The organism is Escherichia sp. HH41S, assembly GCF_009820115.1.
Taxonomy (GTDB): Bacteria; Pseudomonadota; Gammaproteobacteria; order Enterobacterales; family Enterobacteriaceae; genus Escherichia; species Escherichia coli_F.
In genome coordinates this window covers 15,630-32,114 of the sequence record NZ_VNXE01000119.1, presented here as the reverse complement: position 1 = coordinate 32,114, position 16,485 = coordinate 15,630, and the positions used below count along the sequence as shown (strand labels likewise).

At 50.7% G+C, this 16,485-nt stretch carries 14 protein-coding genes; 4 read left to right on the top strand and 10 right to left on the bottom strand.

Features of this window, described 5'->3' with window-relative positions; genetic code table 11:
- The first annotated feature begins 11 nt into the window (after positions 1-11).
- Entirely contained in the window at positions 12-674 is a 663-nt protein-coding gene (gene exoX, locus FQZ95_RS22085; protein WP_000944256.1) for an exodeoxyribonuclease X, read from the top strand.
- Here the strand turns inward: exoX and ptrB are convergent.
- The 4 genes from ptrB to yebG all read right to left on the bottom strand — a co-directional run bounded on the left by ptrB (position 671) and on the right by yebG (position 4,636).
- Complete coding sequence (ptrB, locus tag FQZ95_RS22080; RefSeq protein WP_160530673.1) at positions 671-2,731, bottom strand: oligopeptidase B; 2,061 nt, start codon at positions 2,729-2,731, stop codon at positions 671-673. The genes exoX and ptrB overlap by 4 nt on opposite strands.
- A 206-nt stretch (positions 2,732-2,937) precedes the next feature.
- Positions 2,938-3,597, bottom strand: a complete 660-nt coding sequence (locus tag FQZ95_RS22075) for a tellurite resistance TerB family protein (protein WP_105279000.1) — start codon at positions 3,595-3,597, stop codon at positions 2,938-2,940.
- Positions 3,598-3,922: 325 nt separating this feature from the next.
- Positions 3,923-4,279 carry a protein YebF gene (gene yebF, locus FQZ95_RS22070; RefSeq protein ID WP_001295500.1) on the bottom strand — a complete coding sequence of 119 codons (357 nt, stop codon included), beginning with the start codon at positions 4,277-4,279 and terminating at the stop codon, positions 3,923-3,925.
- Between the two features lie 66 nt (positions 4,280-4,345).
- Positions 4,346-4,636: a DNA damage-inducible protein YebG gene (gene yebG, locus FQZ95_RS22065; protein WP_000257738.1), complete on the bottom strand. Its 291-nt coding sequence runs from the start codon at positions 4,634-4,636 to the stop codon at positions 4,346-4,348.
- Positions 4,637-4,769: 133 nt separating this feature from the next.
- Between yebG and purT the strand changes: the two genes are divergently transcribed.
- Entirely contained in the window at positions 4,770-5,948 is a 1,179-nt protein-coding gene (purT, locus tag FQZ95_RS22060) for a formate-dependent phosphoribosylglycinamide formyltransferase (protein WP_160530671.1), read from the top strand.
- A gap of 54 nt (positions 5,949-6,002) precedes the next feature.
- Here purT and kdgA read toward each other — a convergent pair whose 3' ends face one another.
- The 3 genes from kdgA to zwf all read right to left on the bottom strand — a co-directional run bounded on the left by kdgA (position 6,003) and on the right by zwf (position 10,202).
- Entirely contained in the window at positions 6,003-6,644 is a 642-nt protein-coding gene (kdgA, locus tag FQZ95_RS22055) for a bifunctional 4-hydroxy-2-oxoglutarate aldolase/2-dehydro-3-deoxy-phosphogluconate aldolase (protein WP_000800512.1), read from the bottom strand.
- Between the two features lie 36 nt (positions 6,645-6,680).
- Positions 6,681-8,492, bottom strand: coding sequence for a phosphogluconate dehydratase (gene edd, locus FQZ95_RS22050; RefSeq protein ID WP_001069467.1), 1,812 nt, complete (start codon positions 8,490-8,492; stop codon positions 6,681-6,683).
- 234 nt (positions 8,493-8,726) lie between these two features.
- Complete coding sequence (zwf, locus tag FQZ95_RS22045; protein WP_160530668.1) at positions 8,727-10,202, bottom strand: glucose-6-phosphate dehydrogenase; 1,476 nt, start codon at positions 10,200-10,202, stop codon at positions 8,727-8,729.
- Between the two features lie 337 nt (positions 10,203-10,539).
- Here zwf and hexR point away from each other — a divergent pair, with 337 nt between their 5' ends.
- Together hexR and pyk are read left to right on the top strand one after the other, a co-directional pair.
- Positions 10,540-11,409, top strand: a complete 870-nt coding sequence (hexR, locus tag FQZ95_RS22040) for a DNA-binding transcriptional regulator HexR (protein ID WP_001056701.1) — start codon at positions 10,540-10,542, stop codon at positions 11,407-11,409.
- 127 nt (positions 11,410-11,536) lie between these two features.
- Positions 11,537-12,979, top strand: coding sequence for a pyruvate kinase (gene pyk / locus FQZ95_RS22035; RefSeq protein WP_000091148.1), 1,443 nt, complete (start codon positions 11,537-11,539; stop codon positions 12,977-12,979).
- Positions 12,980-13,110: 131 nt separating this feature from the next.
- Here pyk and lpxM read toward each other — a convergent pair whose 3' ends face one another.
- From lpxM to znuA, 3 genes are all read right to left on the bottom strand, one after another.
- Positions 13,111-14,082: a lauroyl-Kdo(2)-lipid IV(A) myristoyltransferase gene (lpxM, locus tag FQZ95_RS22030; protein WP_000448381.1), complete on the bottom strand. Its 972-nt coding sequence runs from the start codon at positions 14,080-14,082 to the stop codon at positions 13,111-13,113.
- A gap of 119 nt (positions 14,083-14,201) precedes the next feature.
- Positions 14,202-15,524 (bottom strand): murein DD-endopeptidase MepM, encoded by a 1,323-nt coding sequence (mepM, locus tag FQZ95_RS22025; RefSeq protein WP_032184424.1) that lies wholly within the window; start codon positions 15,522-15,524, stop codon positions 14,202-14,204.
- Between the two features lie 15 nt (positions 15,525-15,539).
- A complete protein-coding gene (znuA, locus tag FQZ95_RS22020; protein WP_032184796.1) occupies positions 15,540-16,472 on the bottom strand; it encodes a zinc ABC transporter substrate-binding protein ZnuA in 933 nt (310 codons plus the stop codon).
- Positions 16,473-16,485 lie beyond the last annotated feature (13 nt).

Sequence of the window (16,485 nt, the reverse complement as noted above, 5' to 3'; positions counted from 1 at the left end):
TGGAGCATGCCATGTTGCGCATTATCGATACAGAAACCTGCGGTTTGCAGGGAGGGATCGTTGAGATTGCCTCTGTTGATGTCATTGACGGAAAAATCGTCAACCCCATGAGCCACCTGGTGCGCCCCGATCGTCCTATTAGTCCACAGGCGATGGCGATTCATCGCATCACCGAAGCCATGGTCGCCGATAAACCGTGGATTGAAGATGTGATCCCGCACTATTACGGTAGTGAATGGTATGTCGCGCACAACGCCAGCTTTGACCGCCGCGTACTGCCTGAGATGCCCGGTGAGTGGATTTGCACTATGAAACTGGCCCGTCGTCTGTGGCCAGGGATCAAGTACAGCAATATGGCGTTATATAAAACACGGAAGCTCAATGTACAGACGCCGCCGGGCCTGCATCATCACCGCGCGTTGTATGACTGTTATATCACCGCTGCGTTGCTTATCGATATTATGAACACCTCCGGCTGGACGGCAGAACAGATGGCCGATATCACCGGACGTCCATCGTTGATGACGACCTTCACCTTTGGCAAATACCGTGGCAAAGCGGTTTCCGACGTTGCCGAACGCGATCCGGGCTATCTGCGCTGGTTATTTAATAACCTGGACAGCATGAGCCCGGAGCTGCGTTTAACACTGAAGCATTATCTGGAAAATACTTAATCTACTGGCTTAGCGGGTAATGTTCCCTGTGCCAGCGCGACCAGAAAAGCATATTCCATCGCTACGCCTTCATACGATTTAAAGCGACCAGATTTACCGCCATGGCCTGAGTCCATGTCGGTACAGAGCAATAAAAGATGGTTATCGGTTTTCAGCTCGCGCAATTTAGCGACCCATTTTGCCGGTTCCCAATATTGCACCTGAGAATCGTGTAAACCGGTCGTTACCAGTAAATGCGGATAAGCCTGTGCGGTGACGTTGTCATAGGGGCTGTAGCTTTTCATGTACTCGTAATATTGCGGATCCTGCGGATTCCCCCACTCTTCGAATTCGCCGGTGGTAAGAGGAATTGATTCATCAAGCATTGTTGTTACAACATCAACAAACGGTACCTGGGCGATAACGCCGTTGAACAATTCCGGGCGTTGATTAATTGCAACGCCCATCAACATGCCCCCCGCACTCCCGCCCATCGCATAACAGAGCGAAGGAGAGCCATAGCCCAGTTTTAACAATGCATCGCAGGCATCAAGATAATCATTAAACGTATTTTTCTTCTTCAGAAATTTTCCGTCTTCGTACCATTGTTGCCCCAGCTCACCACCGCCGCGAACATGGACAATGGCGTAGACAAATCCACGATCCAACAAACTCAAGCGGCTAAAACTGAAATCGGCATCAATACTTGCGCCGTAAGAACCGTAGCCATACACCAGTAGCGGGTTGTGTCCTTTGCGAAAATGTTTGCGATGATAAACCAGCGAAACCGGGACTTCGACGCCATCACGGGCGACTATCCACAGGTGTTCACTGCGGTAATTCGCCGCATCAAAACCGGGAACTTCCGTTTGTTTTAATACACGACGCTCACCGGTATCCATATCCAGTTCAAACAAAGTATCTGGTGTGGTCATGGAAGAATAACCATAACGCAATCGCGCGGTTTCAGGTTCTGGATTGTAGGCAATCCAGGTCACATAGGCCGGATCATCAAAGGCAATGCCAATGACTTCCCGGGTCTTGCGGTTGATTTGGCGCAAACTGGTTAACCCGCGCTGACGCTCTTCAACCACCAGCCAGTCGGTAAACAGCGTAAACCCTTCCAGCATAATGTTATCGCGTGGCGGAATTAACTCTTCCCACCGTTGCTCATCACGCATACGGGTACGGTATAAGCCAAAGTTTTTACCATTGCGGTTGGAACGCAGATAAAACCGCTGCTGGTAGTGATCAAGGCTGTATTCGTGATCTTTGCGGCGTGGCAGAAAAACAAACGGCTCAGCATCGGCCATTTCCGCGTCCAACAGGCGAACTTCACTGGTGGTGGCGCTGGCCAGATGAATGACAACATAGTGCTTCGACGTCGTTTTATGCAGGCTGACGTAATAGGTATCGTCTTTTTCTTCGTAAATCAGTTTATCGTGCGATGCTGGCGTACCGATGGCGTGACGCCAGACCTGATAAGGCAGCAGTGTCACCGGATGCTTACGTACGTAGTAAAACGTCCAGGAGTCATTCGCCCAGACAAAGCTGGGTTCAACGTTATCCAGCAGTTCCGGATACCAGTTACCTGTTTCCAGATTACGAAAACGAATTCCGTACTGGCGTCGGGAAAGAAAATCTTCTGCCAGAGCCATAATGGTGTTATCGGGCGTAATCGCCATTCCGCCCATGGAATAAAACTCACTGTGCGCTGCGCGTTTGTTAGCATCGAGCAATGTTTCCCACTCGTCCCATTCTTCACTGAACGCCGATTGACGCTGGTAGATAGCATATTCACAGCCAGGTTCATAAATATGCCGGTAGCGGTAACCATTTTTAATGTAGGGCGCAGAAACTTCTCTTTGCGGAATACGGTCGATGATTTCCTTTAAGATGCGATCCTGCAAGGCTTGTTGTGAGGCCATCACCCGATGACCGTAACTATTTTCTTGTTGCAGGTAGTCCAGCACTTCCGGCTGCGAACGCGTATCGTCCCGCAGCCAGTAGTAATTATCGATGCGCGTATCGCCATGAAGCGTCATGGCGTGGGGAATGCGAGCGGCTTTTGGTAGCATGTTATTGTTCTTTCTGGTTGAAACATCTTATAAGGGTGGCAAAACTCACCGGGGATGCAAGCGAAACAGGGGAGTCATTGCTTAGATGATGAAAGGTAATGGCGCGGATATCGAATGTTATGCAGACAGAGAAAATCAGCCTGCTTAAATGGCTGTGCGGTTCTGGATAGCCCGAAATAGTCAACTTCAGGCTATCCAGAGCGGAATTATTCCGCCAAAGTACGTTTTTGCTGTTCGAGATCGCGTTCAATACCTTCACGAACATCCTGGGGGATTTTCAGCGCGTCACCCAGGGCATTCAGGTAACTGCGTTCCATAAAATGGTCAATATCAATAGCCGCGCAGCTCAGGAAATAGATTTCCAGCGCCTCTTCTTCATTACGAACCCCGGTAGCCAGGCGTTGTGGATCCAGCGGTTGTTCTATTGCCTGCTCAATGAGTACACGCCCCTGCTCTTCCACGCCGGCTTCACGCAATTGCTGGTCGATTGCCGCACGTTCTCTGGCATCAATATGACCATCACTTTTAGCGGCAAAGACCAGCGCAAGGATCAAACGTGCCGTACGCTCATCCAGCGGCGTACTTTGCGCGCCAAACTGCGGTTCGTCCTGATGCGCCGCGCGAATTTTATCTTTGTATTTATTCCACAGCACCGTACCCGCTACCGCTCCGCCGCCAACCAGCAACGCGTTGGTGCCATATTTCGTAAGAAGTTTACGTGCTGATTTATTTGCGACCAGCAGCCCAGCCAGTCCGCCTAATGCGCCAGGCACTAAAAGTTTGCCCAATCCCTGATCCGCAGACGAGGAGGTAGAAGAACTGCTTTGCCCAAGCAGGGATTGCAGTTGATTTAACCAGTTAGCCATATTTGCTCCTCAATAACCATTTTTAGTGCCTGTAGCATAGCGGATGAGGATGTCAGAAAATGTATATCGAGACAAAGATGCGCAAATAAGCGGGTCGGCAGGCCGTTATTCAAAGAAATTCGCGCCAGGTAAGGTGTTCACTGTATATCAGGTGATAAGGGTATTTTAGGTGAACGTAATTTGACGTTTTGAGTGGCATTGTTTGATGCTGATTGCCCGATGCGACGCTGTTGCGTCTTCCCAGGCCTACGATTGAGGTGCCTTGTAGGGCGGACCAGGCACTCGCGCCGCATCCGCCGACGGTCAATCGAATTATCAGAGGCCATTAACGCCGCTGATATTCCGCCATTCCCGCTTTGCAGTCCACGCTGACCTGGTAATGAATATCGGCACTTTTACCACGCACGGTTAGCGGTACTGACCATTTATCATCTTTACCCTGAATGTCCTGCAAACTGACCCATGCCACAGGATCGGCCTGACCGACAATTTTTTGATCATCTGCCCAGCGCGCCACGCGATTTTGTTGATAATCACGTTTTACGCTCGCGGCAATTCCGGCAGCATCCAGACCTTCACACTTTGGGAAAGTGACCGACTTGCTGGTTTCATTATTGGCAGCGAAAACTGATGCGCAGGCAGAAACCAACAACAGCCCTAAAAACGCCCCTCTTTTTTTCATGTTTTTCTCCATAGCACAATGATTCAGGAGAAAGCATGGTACAAATTGTCAGGAGCGCAAGTTGCTTCAGGCCGCGTGTGAGGCATCTTCCTCTTCGGATTCAGCACCGACGACCTGTGGGGACGGTAATTTGCCGGTTTTCAGAATGGTGCTCAGCACATCTTTTTGTTCTGCCAGCCATAGCGAAAGGGCTTCACGTTGCTCGTCTTCCATTTGCACTGGAGAATTTGTCAGCCAGGTGTCAAGCAGATCCGCCGTATCAAGCATTTTGTCATAAGCATCGGCTTCCTTTTTGCTGGTAAACGACATTTTCTCTTCGCCCTCACGAATGACTACGTATTTAACTTCAACCGCCATTTACAGCCTCTCATAATAACTGTGATTTTATACAGTATATTTCTTCTCGATTGGGAAATCAACTTCAACAATAAAGACACGCGCAAACGTTTTCGTTTATACTGCGCGCGGAATTAATCAGGGGATATTCGTTATGACGTTATTAGGCACTGCGCTGCGTCCGGCAGCAACTCGCGTGATGTTATTAGGCTCCGGTGAACTGGGTAAAGAAGTGGCAATCGAGTGTCAGCGTCTCGGCGTAGAGGTGATTGCCGTCGATCGCTATACCGACGCGCCAGCTATGCATGTCGCGCATCGCTCCCATGTCATTAATATGCTTGATGGTGATGCATTACGCCGTGTGGTTGAACTGGAAAAACCACATTATATCGTGCCGGAGATCGAAGCTATTGCCACCGATATGCTGATCCAGCTTGAAAAGGAAGGACGGAATGTTGTCCCCTGCGCTCGCGCAACGAAATTAACGATGAATCGCGAGGGTATCCGTCGCCTGGCGGCAGAAGAACTGCAGCTGCCCACTTCCACTTATCGTTTTGCCGATAGTGAAAGTCTTTTCCGCGAAGCAGTTGCCGCTATTGGCTATCCCTGCATAGTTAAACCGGTAATGAGCTCTTCCGGCAAAGGGCAGACGTTTATTCGTTCCGCCGAGCAGCTTACACATGCGTGGGAATACGCTCAGCAAGGTGGACGCGCCGGAGCGGGCCGCGTGATTGTTGAAGGCGTCGTTAAGTTTGACTTCGAAATAACCCTGCTAACCGTCAGCGCAGTGGATGGCGTCCATTTCTGTGCACCGGTAGGTCATCGCCAGGAAGATGGCGACTATCGTGAATCCTGGCAACCGCAGCAAATGAGTCAGCTGGCTCTGAAACGTGCGCAGGAGATTGCCCGCAAAGTAGTACTGGCACTGGGCGGTTATGGGCTGTTTGGTGTCGAGCTGTTTGTCTGTGGTGATGAGGTGATTTTCAGTGAGGTCTCCCCTCGCCCACATGATACCGGGATGGTGACGTTAATTTCTCAGGATCTCTCGGAATTTGCCCTGCATGTGCGTGCTTTCCTCGGACTTCCGGTTGGCGGGATCCGCCAGTATGGCCCTGCAGCTTCTGCCGTTATCCTGCCACAACTGACCAGTCAGAATGTCACGTTTAATAATGTGCAGAATGCCGTAGGGGCAGGTTTGCAGATTCGTTTATTTGGTAAGCCGGAAATTGATGGCAGCCGTCGTCTGGGTGTAGCGCTGGCGACCGCTGAGAGTGTTGATGAAGCGATTGAGCGCGCAAAGCACGCCGCAGCACAGGTAAAAGTACAAGCTTAACCCCGGCGAAAAACGCTACAAAAATGCCCGATTCACGATCGGGCATTTTGACTTTTATAGCTTAGCGCCTTCTACAGCTTCACGCGCCAGCTTAGTAATGCGGTCGTAATCGCCCGCTTCCAGCGCATCTGCCGGAACCAGCCAGGAACCACCGATGCAGAGCACGCTTTTCAGCGCCAGGTAGTCACGGTAGTTAGCCGGAGAAATACCACCTGTCGGGCAGAAACGGACTTGGGAGAACGGACCCGCGATCGCCTGCAGGGCTTTCACGCCGCCGTTAGCTTCAGCCGGGAAGAATTTGAACTCTTTCAAACCGTAGTCCATACCCAGCATCAGTTCGGAAACAGTGCTGATCCCCGGAATCAGAGGAATAGTCCCTTCGGTAGCAGCTTTCAGCAGCGGCTCGGTCAGACCCGGGCTAATTGCGAACTGTGCACCCGCTTCGGTGACTTCTGCCAGCTGCTGTGGATTCAGCACCGTACCGGCACCCACAATCGCTTCAGGCACTTCTTTGGCGATAGCACGGATAGCGTCAACTGCACACTCGGTACGCAGAGTCACTTCCAGAACGCGCACCCCACCAGCAACCAACGCTTTTGCCATCGGCACCGCGTGTTCCAGTTTTTTTACCACGATAACCGGTACAACCGGGCCGGTGGTGAGGATTGATTCTGCACTTGTTTTCCAGTTTTTCATCAGAGTTTTCTCTCGCCTGATTACAAATTTGTCGTCTTAAAAAGTGATACAGGTTGCGCCCTGTTCGGCACCGGACAGTTTTTCGCGCAAGGCGCTGAATAATTCACGTCCTGTTCCCACGCGTGACGCGCTCAGGTCAGGAATGTGTGGTTCGCGAGCAGCCAGTTCCGCTTCGTCTACCAGCAGCGTCAGTTCGCCTGTCTGTCCATTCACACGAATGATGTCCCCGTCGCGCACTTTTGCCAGCAGCCCGCCATCGTAGGCTTCTGGTGTTACGTGGATAGCTGACGGCACTTTACCTGAAGCGCCGGAGAGTCGTCCATCGGTAACTAACGCAATTTTGAAACACCGGTCCAATAATACACCAAGTGGCGGCATGAGTTTATGTAATTCTGGCATTCCGTTCGCTTTTGGCCCCTGATGACGGACAACAACGACACAATCGCGGTCCAGCAAACCCGCTTCAAAGGCTGGCATAACGTCATGCTGGCTTTCAAAAACAACCGCAGGCGCTTCAATCACCTGGTTCTCAACCGGCACGGCAGAGGTTTTCATAACCGCGCGGCCCAGGTTACCGCTTAACACTTTTGTCCCACCATGATGAGAGAAAGGTTGTTCGAAGGAAGCGATCACATTGCTGTCGAGTGATTTTTCCGCCCCTTCCCGCCAGTCCAGTTCACCATTATTCAGCCATGGTTCAAGGGTATAACGAGACAGACCAAAGCCTGCCACCGTATTGACATCTTCATGCAGCAGGCCTGCTTTGAGCAGTTCACGCACCAGAACCGGTACGCCACCTGCCGCCTGGAAGTGGTTAATATCGGCCGGACCGTTCGGGTAGAGACGTGCCATCAGCGGTACAACATCAGAAAGGTCAGAGAAGTCATCCCAGTTAATCTGAATACCAGCCGCGCGCGCCATCGCCACCAGGTGCATGGTGTGGTTAGTGGAACCACCGGTCGCCAGCAGTGCAACGATACCGTTCACCACCACTTTCTCATCGATCATCTTACCGATCGGCATCCATTCATTACCATTGCCGGTCATGCGTGTAACCTGGCGCGCAGCGGCAGCGGTCAAAGCATCGCGCAGCGGGGAGTCCGGATGAACAAAAGAAGAGCCCGGCAACTGCATCCCCATAAACTCCACCACCATCTGGTTGGTGTTGGCGGTACCGTAGAAAGTACATGTCCCTGGAGCATGATAAGACGCAGCTTCTGACTCCAGCAGCGCCATGCGGTCCACTTTACCTTCAGCATAAAGCTGGCGAATCCGCACTTTTTCTTTATTTGGCAAACCGCTTGCCATCGGACCTGACGGCACAAACACCGCAGGCAAATGCCCAAACGACAGGGCTGCCATCGTCAGCCCGGGGACAATCTTGTCGCACACACCGAGGAACAGCGCACCATCAAACATGTTATGGGACAGCCCCACCGCCGCAGACATCGCAATCACTTCGCGGCTTAACAGCGACAATTCCATTCCATCCTGCCCCTGGGTGACACCATCACACATCGCCGGAACACCGCCCGCAACCTGACCAACCGCATTCGCTTCATGCAGGGCTTTACGAATGATTTCTGGATAGTGTTCATAAGGCTGGTGTGCGGAGAGCATGTCGTTATAGGAAGTGATGATGGCGATATTGTTACGCAACATGCTTTTCAAAGAGGCTTTGTCTTCTGGCTGGCAGGCAGCGAAACCGTGTGCCAGGTTACCACATGCCAACTGCGAACGATGAACGGTCGAAGTTTTCGCTTGTTCTATCCGGGCGAGGTAAGCAGAGCGAGTCTCGCGCGAACGTTCAATGATTCGATTTGTTACGCGTAACAATTGTGGATTCATAAAGGCTCCTGAAATTGAGTTGTCAGAGCAGGATGATTCACAACGCGTTTCATTCAGAGGATTTATGACTGAAACGCCTGTAACCGGAGCTCATAGGGCAAAAATGTTTCAGTCAGTGTAATAAAAAAAGCCTCGTGGGTGAATCCACACGAGGCCTGAAAGTGTAAAAATTGTTCTACAATCTGTGCAAGATCATGTTACCGGTAAAATAACCATAAAGGATGAGTGCAGATATTACTCAAACTCATTCCAGGAACGGCCATCACGAGTAATCATCGCCACCGAGGCAACCGGTCCCCAGGTTCCGGCCTGATAGGGTTTCGGCGCATCATTGTCCATCGCCCACGCCTCAGTAATGGAGTCCACCCATTTCCAGGCTTCTTCTACTTCATCACGACGTACAAACAGTGCCTGAATACCACGCATGGTTTCCAGCAGCAGACGTTCATAGGCATCTGCCAGATGCGTTTGATTAAAGGTTTCTGAATAGCTCAGATCCAGCTTGGTGATTTGCAGGTTATGTTTGTGGTCAAGGCCAGGAACTTTATTCAGTACCTGGATATCCACGCCTTCATCAGGTTGCAGACGGATAGTCAGTTTATTCTGCGGCAGATCCTGCCACGACTCTTTAAACAGATTCAGTTCAGGTGTTTTGAAATAGACCACGACTTCAGAACATTTGGTCGGCAGGCGTTTACCAGTACGCAGGTAGAATGGCACACCGGCCCAGCGCCAGTTATCAATGTCGACGCGGATCGCCACGAAGGTTTCTGTATTGCTGCTCTTGTTCGCGCCCTCTTCTTCCAGATAGCCCGGCACTTTTTTGCCCTGGGCGAAGCCCGCAGTATATTGCCCGCGTACGGTTTTTTCGCGCACGTTGGAGCGGTCAATGCGGCGCAGAGACTTCAGTACTTTCACTTTTTCATCGCGGATGCTGTCTGCACTCAAATCAGACGGCGGAGACATCGCAATCATGCAAAGAATTTGCAGCAGGTGGTTCTGGATCATGTCGCGCATCTGACCGGCTTTATCAAAATAGCCCCAGCGCCCTTCGATCCCCACTTCTTCTGCCACGGTAATCTCAACATGATCAATAGTGCGATTGTCCCAGTTATTCACAAACAGGGAGTTAGCAAAACGCAGCGCCAACAGGTTCAGCACCGTTTCTTTACCAAGATAGTGGTCGATACGGTAAACCTGGCACTCCTCGAAGTATTCGCCAACCTGATCGTTGATTTCCCGCGAGGTCGCCAGCGACGTCCCCAGCGGTTTCTCCATAACTACGCGTGCCGGTTTAGCATTCAGTTTTGCCTCGCCAAGCCCTTTGCAGATTGCACCAAAAGTGCTGGGCGGCATGGCAAAGTAGTTAATGGTGATACGATTTTTTTGATCCAGCATCGCGCCGAGACGGCTGAATGCAGCTGTGTCATTGACATCGAGATTACAAAAATCCAGACGTGCACTCAGGATGTCCCATAAACCTTCATCAATGGTTTCTTTCATGAAAGTTTCGAGTGCCTCGCGGACAACTTTGGTATATGCCGCTTTATCCCAGTCAGCACGCCCTACGCCGATAATCCGGGTGTCCGGGTTGAGCTGACCGGCTTTTTCCAGTTGATACAGGGAAGGCAGCAATTTACGACGCGCAAGGTCGCCTTTCGCGCCGAAAATGACCAGGTCACAGGCCTGGGCTGTTTGCGTTACCGCCATGTCATTCTCCTTAAGTTAACTAACCCGGTACTTAAGCCAGGGTATACTTGTAATTTTCTTACGGTGCACTGTACTGCTTTTACGAGCTTGCGAAAACTGTAAACGCTTATCCACCCGTGCGATTACAGTAAAAGCGCGCAAAGTGCGGCAAAACTGATAAAAAAATCATCGTTTTCCATTGGGTAAAAATCTGACACTGATCATGTTATGAAAAAAAATAACAACTTTTTTATCTGCTTTTGTCATTAACACAGCGCACAGGCGTAATATCTGTCAAAACTGCATTTCGATTTCTTTCAGTGCGGAAATCGTCATTACCCGTGAGTCTCTTTACATCATGAATATGCTGGAAAAAATCCAGTCTCAGCTGGAACATTTGAGCAAATCAGAGCGCAAAGTTGCCGAGGTCATTCTGGCTTCGCCCGATAACGCGATCCATTCGAGTATTGCTGCTCTGGCGCTGGAGGCCAATGTTAGTGAACCGACGGTGAATCGTTTCTGTCGCAGTATGGACACGCGCGGTTTTCCTGATTTTAAACTGCATCTGGCACAAAGTCTGGCGAATGGCACCCCCTATGTTAATCGCAACGTCAATGAAGATGACAGCGTTGAATCATACACGGGAAAAATATTTGAGTCGGCAATGGCGACGCTCGATCATGTCCGTCATTCACTGGATAAATCTGCCGTTAACCGCGCCGTCGACTTGCTCACTCAGGCCAAAAAAATCGCGTTTTTTGGATTAGGCTCTTCTGCCGCCGTTGCCCACGATGCGATGAATAAGTTCTTTCGCTTTAATGTTCCGGTGGTGTACTCCGATGATATCGTGCTGCAACGCATGAGTTGTATGAATTGTAGCGACGGAGACGTGGTGGTGCTGATTTCTCACACTGGAAGAACAAAAAATCTGGTCGAGTTGGCGCAGTTGGCACGGGAAAACGACGCCATGGTGATTGCCCTCACCTCTGCGGGTACCCCGCTTGCCCGAGAAGCAACGCTAGCAATTACCCTCGATGTACCGGAAGATACTGACATTTATATGCCCATGGTTTCTCGACTTGCACAGCTGACCGTGATAGATGTGCTGGCAACAGGTTTTACTTTGCGACGCGGTGCAAAATTCAGAGATAACTTGAAGCGGGTCAAGGAAGCGCTGAAGGAATCGCGTTTTGATAAGCAGTTACTTAATTTAAGTGACGATCGCTAAAAACGACTGTCACTGTTCTAATCTTATACGACATCCGAATGAGATTACTTTATCGCCATAACGGCGTTATTTCATTCGGATTTCATGTTCAAGCAACACCTGGTTGTTTCAGTCAACGGAGTATTACATGTCCAGAAGGCTTCGCAGAACAAAAATCGTTACCACGTTAGGCCCAGCAACAGATCGCGATAATAACCTTGAGAAAGTTATCGCTGCGGGTGCAAACGTTGTACGTATGAACTTTTCTCACGGCTCTCCTGAAGATCACAAAATGCGCGCGGATAAAGTTCGTGAGATTGCCGCAAAACTGGGGCGTCATGTGGCTATTCTGGGTGACCTCCAGGGGCCCAAAATCCGTGTATCCACCTTTAAAGAAGGCAAAGTTTTCCTCAATATTGGGGATAAATTCCTGCTCGACGCCAACCTGGGTAAAGGTGAAGGCGACAAAGAAAAAGTCGGTATCGACTACAAAGGCCTGCCTGCTGACGTCGTGCCTGGTGACATCCTGCTGCTGGACGATGGTCGCGTTCAGTTAAAAGTACTGGAAGTTCAGGGCATGAAAGTGTTCACCGAAGTGACCGTCGGTGGTCCCCTCTCCAACAATAAAGGTATCAACAAACTTGGCGGCGGTTTGTCGGCTGAAGCGCTGACCGAAAAAGACAAAGCAGACATTAAGACTGCGGCGTTAATTGGCGTAGATTACCTGGCCGTCTCCTTCCCACGCTGCGGCGAAGATCTGAACTATGCCCGTCGGCTGGCACGCGATGCAGGATGTGATGCGAAAATTGTTGCCAAGGTTGAACGTGCGGAAGCCGTTTGCAGCCAGGATGCAATGGATGACATCATCCTCGCCTCTGACGTGGTAATGGTTGCACGTGGCGACCTCGGTGTGGAAATTGGCGACCCGGAACTGGTCGGCATTCAGAAAGCGTTGATCCGTCGTGCACGTCAGTTAAACCGCGCGGTAATCACTGCGACCCAGATGATGGAGTCAATGATTACTAATCCAATGCCGACCCGTGCAGAAGTCATGGACGTAGCAAACGCCGTTCTGGATGGTACTGACGCTGTGATGCTGTCTGCAGAAACTGCTGCTGGTCAGTATCCTTCAGAAACCGTTGCAGCCATGGCGCGTGTTTGCCTGGGTGCGGAAAAAATCCCGAGCATCAACGTTTCTAAACACCGTCTGGACGTTCAGTTCGACAATGTGGAAGAAGCTATCGCCATGTCAGCAATGTACGCGGCTAACCACCTGAAAGGCGTTACGGCGATCATCACTATGACCGAATCGGGTCGTACCGCTCTGATGACCTCCCGTATCAGCTCCGGTCTGCCGATTTTCGCTATGTCGCGCCATGAACGTACGCTGAATCTGACTGCTCTCTATCGTGGCGTTACGCCGGTGCACTTTGATAGCGCTAATGACGGCGTAGCAGCTGCCAGCGAAGCGGTTAATCTGCTGCGCGATAAAGGTTACTTGATGTCTGGTGACCTGGTGATTGTCACCCAGGGCGACGTGATGAGTACCGTGGGTTCTACTAATACCACGCGTATTTTAACGGTAGAGTAAGTACGTTGCCGGATGCGGCGAAAACGCCTCATCCGGCCTACAGTTCAATGATAGTTCAACAGATTTCGAATCTTCTGAAGCAAACTTGAACTTATCACACGGCGGAAGCCTCTCCTCGCGAGAGGCTTTTTTTATTTGATGGGATAAAGATCTTTGCGCTTATACGGTTGGATTTCGCCCGGTTTGCGAGTTTTCAGCAATTTTAATATCCAGGTGTATTGTTCTGGTCGCGGACCAACAAAAATCTCGACTTCTTCATTCATCCGCCGCGCAATCGTATGATCATCCGCCTCTAACAGATCATCCATCGGTGGGCGCACCTGAATCGTCAGACGATGCGTCTTGCCATCATAAATCGGAAACAGCGGTACAACGCGCGCACGACACACTTTCATCAAACGACCAATCGCGGGCAACGTCGCTTTATAGGTGGCAAAGAAATCAACAAATTCGCTGTGCTCTGGACCATGATCCTGATCGGGTAAATAATATCCCCAGTAGCCCTGACGTACCGACTGGATGAAAGGCTTAATACCATCATTTCTCGCATGCAGACGACCGCCAAAGCGACGACGCACCGTGTTCCAGACATAATCAAAAACCGGGTTACCCTGATTATGGAACATCGCTGCCATTTTCTGCCCTTGCGAGGCCATCAGCATGGCAGGGATATCGACGGCCCAGCCGTGCGGCACCAGAAAGATCACTTTCTCGTTATTACGCCGCATCTCTTCAATGATCTCCAGACCTTGCCAGTCAACACGCGGCTGAATTTTCTCCGGCCCGCGTATTGCCAACTCAGCCATCATTGCCATCGCTTGCGGCGCAGTGGCAAACATCTCATCAACAATCGCTTCGCGTTCAGCTTCACTACGTTCTGGAAAGCAGAGCGACAGATTGATTAACGCACGACGGCGTGAGCTTTTACCCAGTCGTCCGGCAAAACGTCCCAGCCGTGCCAGAATGGGATCGCGGAACTTTGGCGGTGTTAAAGCGATACCCGCCATCGCTGCTACGCCCAGCCATGCTCCCCAGTAGCGAGGATGGCGAAAGGATTTATCAAACTCAGGAATGTATTCGCTATTATTTTTTTTCGTTTCCATGCTTTTCCAGTTTCGGATAAGGCAAAAATCAATCTGGTGATAGTGTAGCGGCGCAACTTGCCCCGCACCAAATAAAAAAAGCCGGTACTGACTGCGTACCGGCTGCGAATGGATGTTAATTAATCAAACCGTAGCTGCGGCACAATCTCTTTGGCCTGCGCCAGGAATTCGCGACGATCGGAGCCGGTCAGCCCTTCGGTACGCGGCAGTTTTGCCGTCAGCGGGTTTACGGCCTGCTGGTTTATCCATACTTCATAGTGCAGATGCGGCCCGGTTGAACGTCCGGTATTACCGGAAAGCGCGATACGGTCGCCACGTTTCACCTTCTGTCCTGGTTTCACCAGAATCTTACGCAAGTGCATATAACGCGTGGTGTAGCTACGACCATGACGAATAGCCACATAATAACCTGCTGCGCCACTGCGTTTGGCAACCACCACTTCACCGTCACCCACTGAAAGTACTGGCGTACCCTGTGGCATGGCGAAATCAACACCTCTGTGTGGCGCAACACGACCAGTCACCGGATTAGTACGACGCGGGTTAAAGTTAGACGAGATACGGAACTGTTTCGCCGTCGGGAATCGCAAGAATCCTTTCGCCAGACCAGTACCGTTACGATCGTAGAATTTGCCATCTTCAGCGCGGATTGCGTAATAATCTTTACCTTCTGAACGCAAACGTACGCCCAGCAGTTGGCTTTGCTCACGTTTGCCATCAAGCATTTCTCGTGACATTAACACCGCAAATTCATCGCCTTTTTTCAGTTTGCGGAAATCCATTTGCCACTGCATGGCTTTAATCACTGCGCTCACTTCGGCGCTGGTTAAACCGGCGTTTCTGGCGCTGGCAACAAAGCTTCCCCCGACGGTACCTTTCAGCAGATTGTTGACCCACTCTCCTTGCTGCATTTCGCTGGTCATTTTAAAACCGTTAGCGGCAGTACGGTCATAGGTTCGGGTTTCCCGACGAGATACTTCCCAGGTAAGGCGCTGCAATTCGCCGTCCGCGGTTAATGTCCAGGAAAGTTGTTGACCGATTTTCAGGTTACGCAATTCTTTGTCAGCAGCAGCCAGTTGGGTGATATCCCCCATATCAATACCATACTGATTGAGAATGCTGCTTAGCGTATCGCCAGTGGAAACAACATATTCATGCACGCCCGCTTCACCGGCGATTTTGTCATCCAGTTCATCCTGGGGAATGGCTTCATCTTCTTGTGCAGCTTGATCAATCGGCTCACTGGCTTCAGGTAAGAGCGAACGAATTTCGTTCTGTTCCAGCTCAATGGTTTTGACAATTGGCGTGGTATCGCGGTGATAAACATAGGGCCGCCAGACAGCGACGGCCAGAGTAAGAACGGTGAGCGACCCCAACATAACGCGGTGTGGTCGCGGTAAATTATTAAACGCCAGGGCGACAGAGCGGGCTATCTGTTGCACGTAATCACTTCCTCATTAATCTCCTTTCAGGCAGCTCGCATACTGGTTGGCTAATTGATTCAGGAATTCTGAATAGCTTGTTTTACCCAGTTTGATATTCGTCCCCAGGGGATCCAACGTTCCCATACGAACGGATGTCCCTCGTGCGACGCTCTCAACGACCGCTGGCCTGAACTGTGGCTCAGCAAAAACGCAGGTTGCTTTTTGCTCAACCAACTGTGTTCTTATTTCATGTAAACGCTGCGCGCCAGGTTGAATCTCAGGGTTAACGGTAAAATGACCAAGCGGTGTCAGTCCGAACTGTTTTTCGAAATAGCCGTAAGCATCGTGAAAAACGAAATAACCTTTCCCCTTGAGCGGCGCGAGCTCGTTACCAACCTGCTTTTCGGTTGAGGCTAATTGTGCCTCAAAATCCTTCAGGTTGGCGTCAAGTTTGGCTCGACTTTGCGGCATAAGTTCCACTAATTTTCCATGGATTGCAACCGCTGTAGCCCGCGCTATCTCTGGGGAGAGCCAAAGATGCATGTTGAAATCGCCGTGATGGTGATCTTCGTCACTTTTTTCCGCGTGGTCGTGATCATCATCATCGCCGTGAATACTTTTCATCAGCAGCGGTTTCACATTCTCTAGCTGCGCAATCGTTACCTGTTTCGCTTCAGGTAATTTACTTACCGGTTTTTGCATGAACGCTTCCATCTCCGGGCCAACCCAAACGACTAAGTCCGCGTTCTGTAAGCGTTTTATATCTGATGGACGCAGTGAATAATCATGTTCTGAAGCGCCGTCAGGTAGTAAAACCTCCGTTTCTGTTACCCCATCAGCAATGGCAGAAGCAATGAACCCAACGGGTTTAAGCGAAGCGACAACGGCAGCATCTGCGGCCTGTGTTGCACCACCCCAGAGAGCGGCGGATAATGCTGCGAAAAGAAGCGTTTTTTTATGTAACATAATGCGACCAATC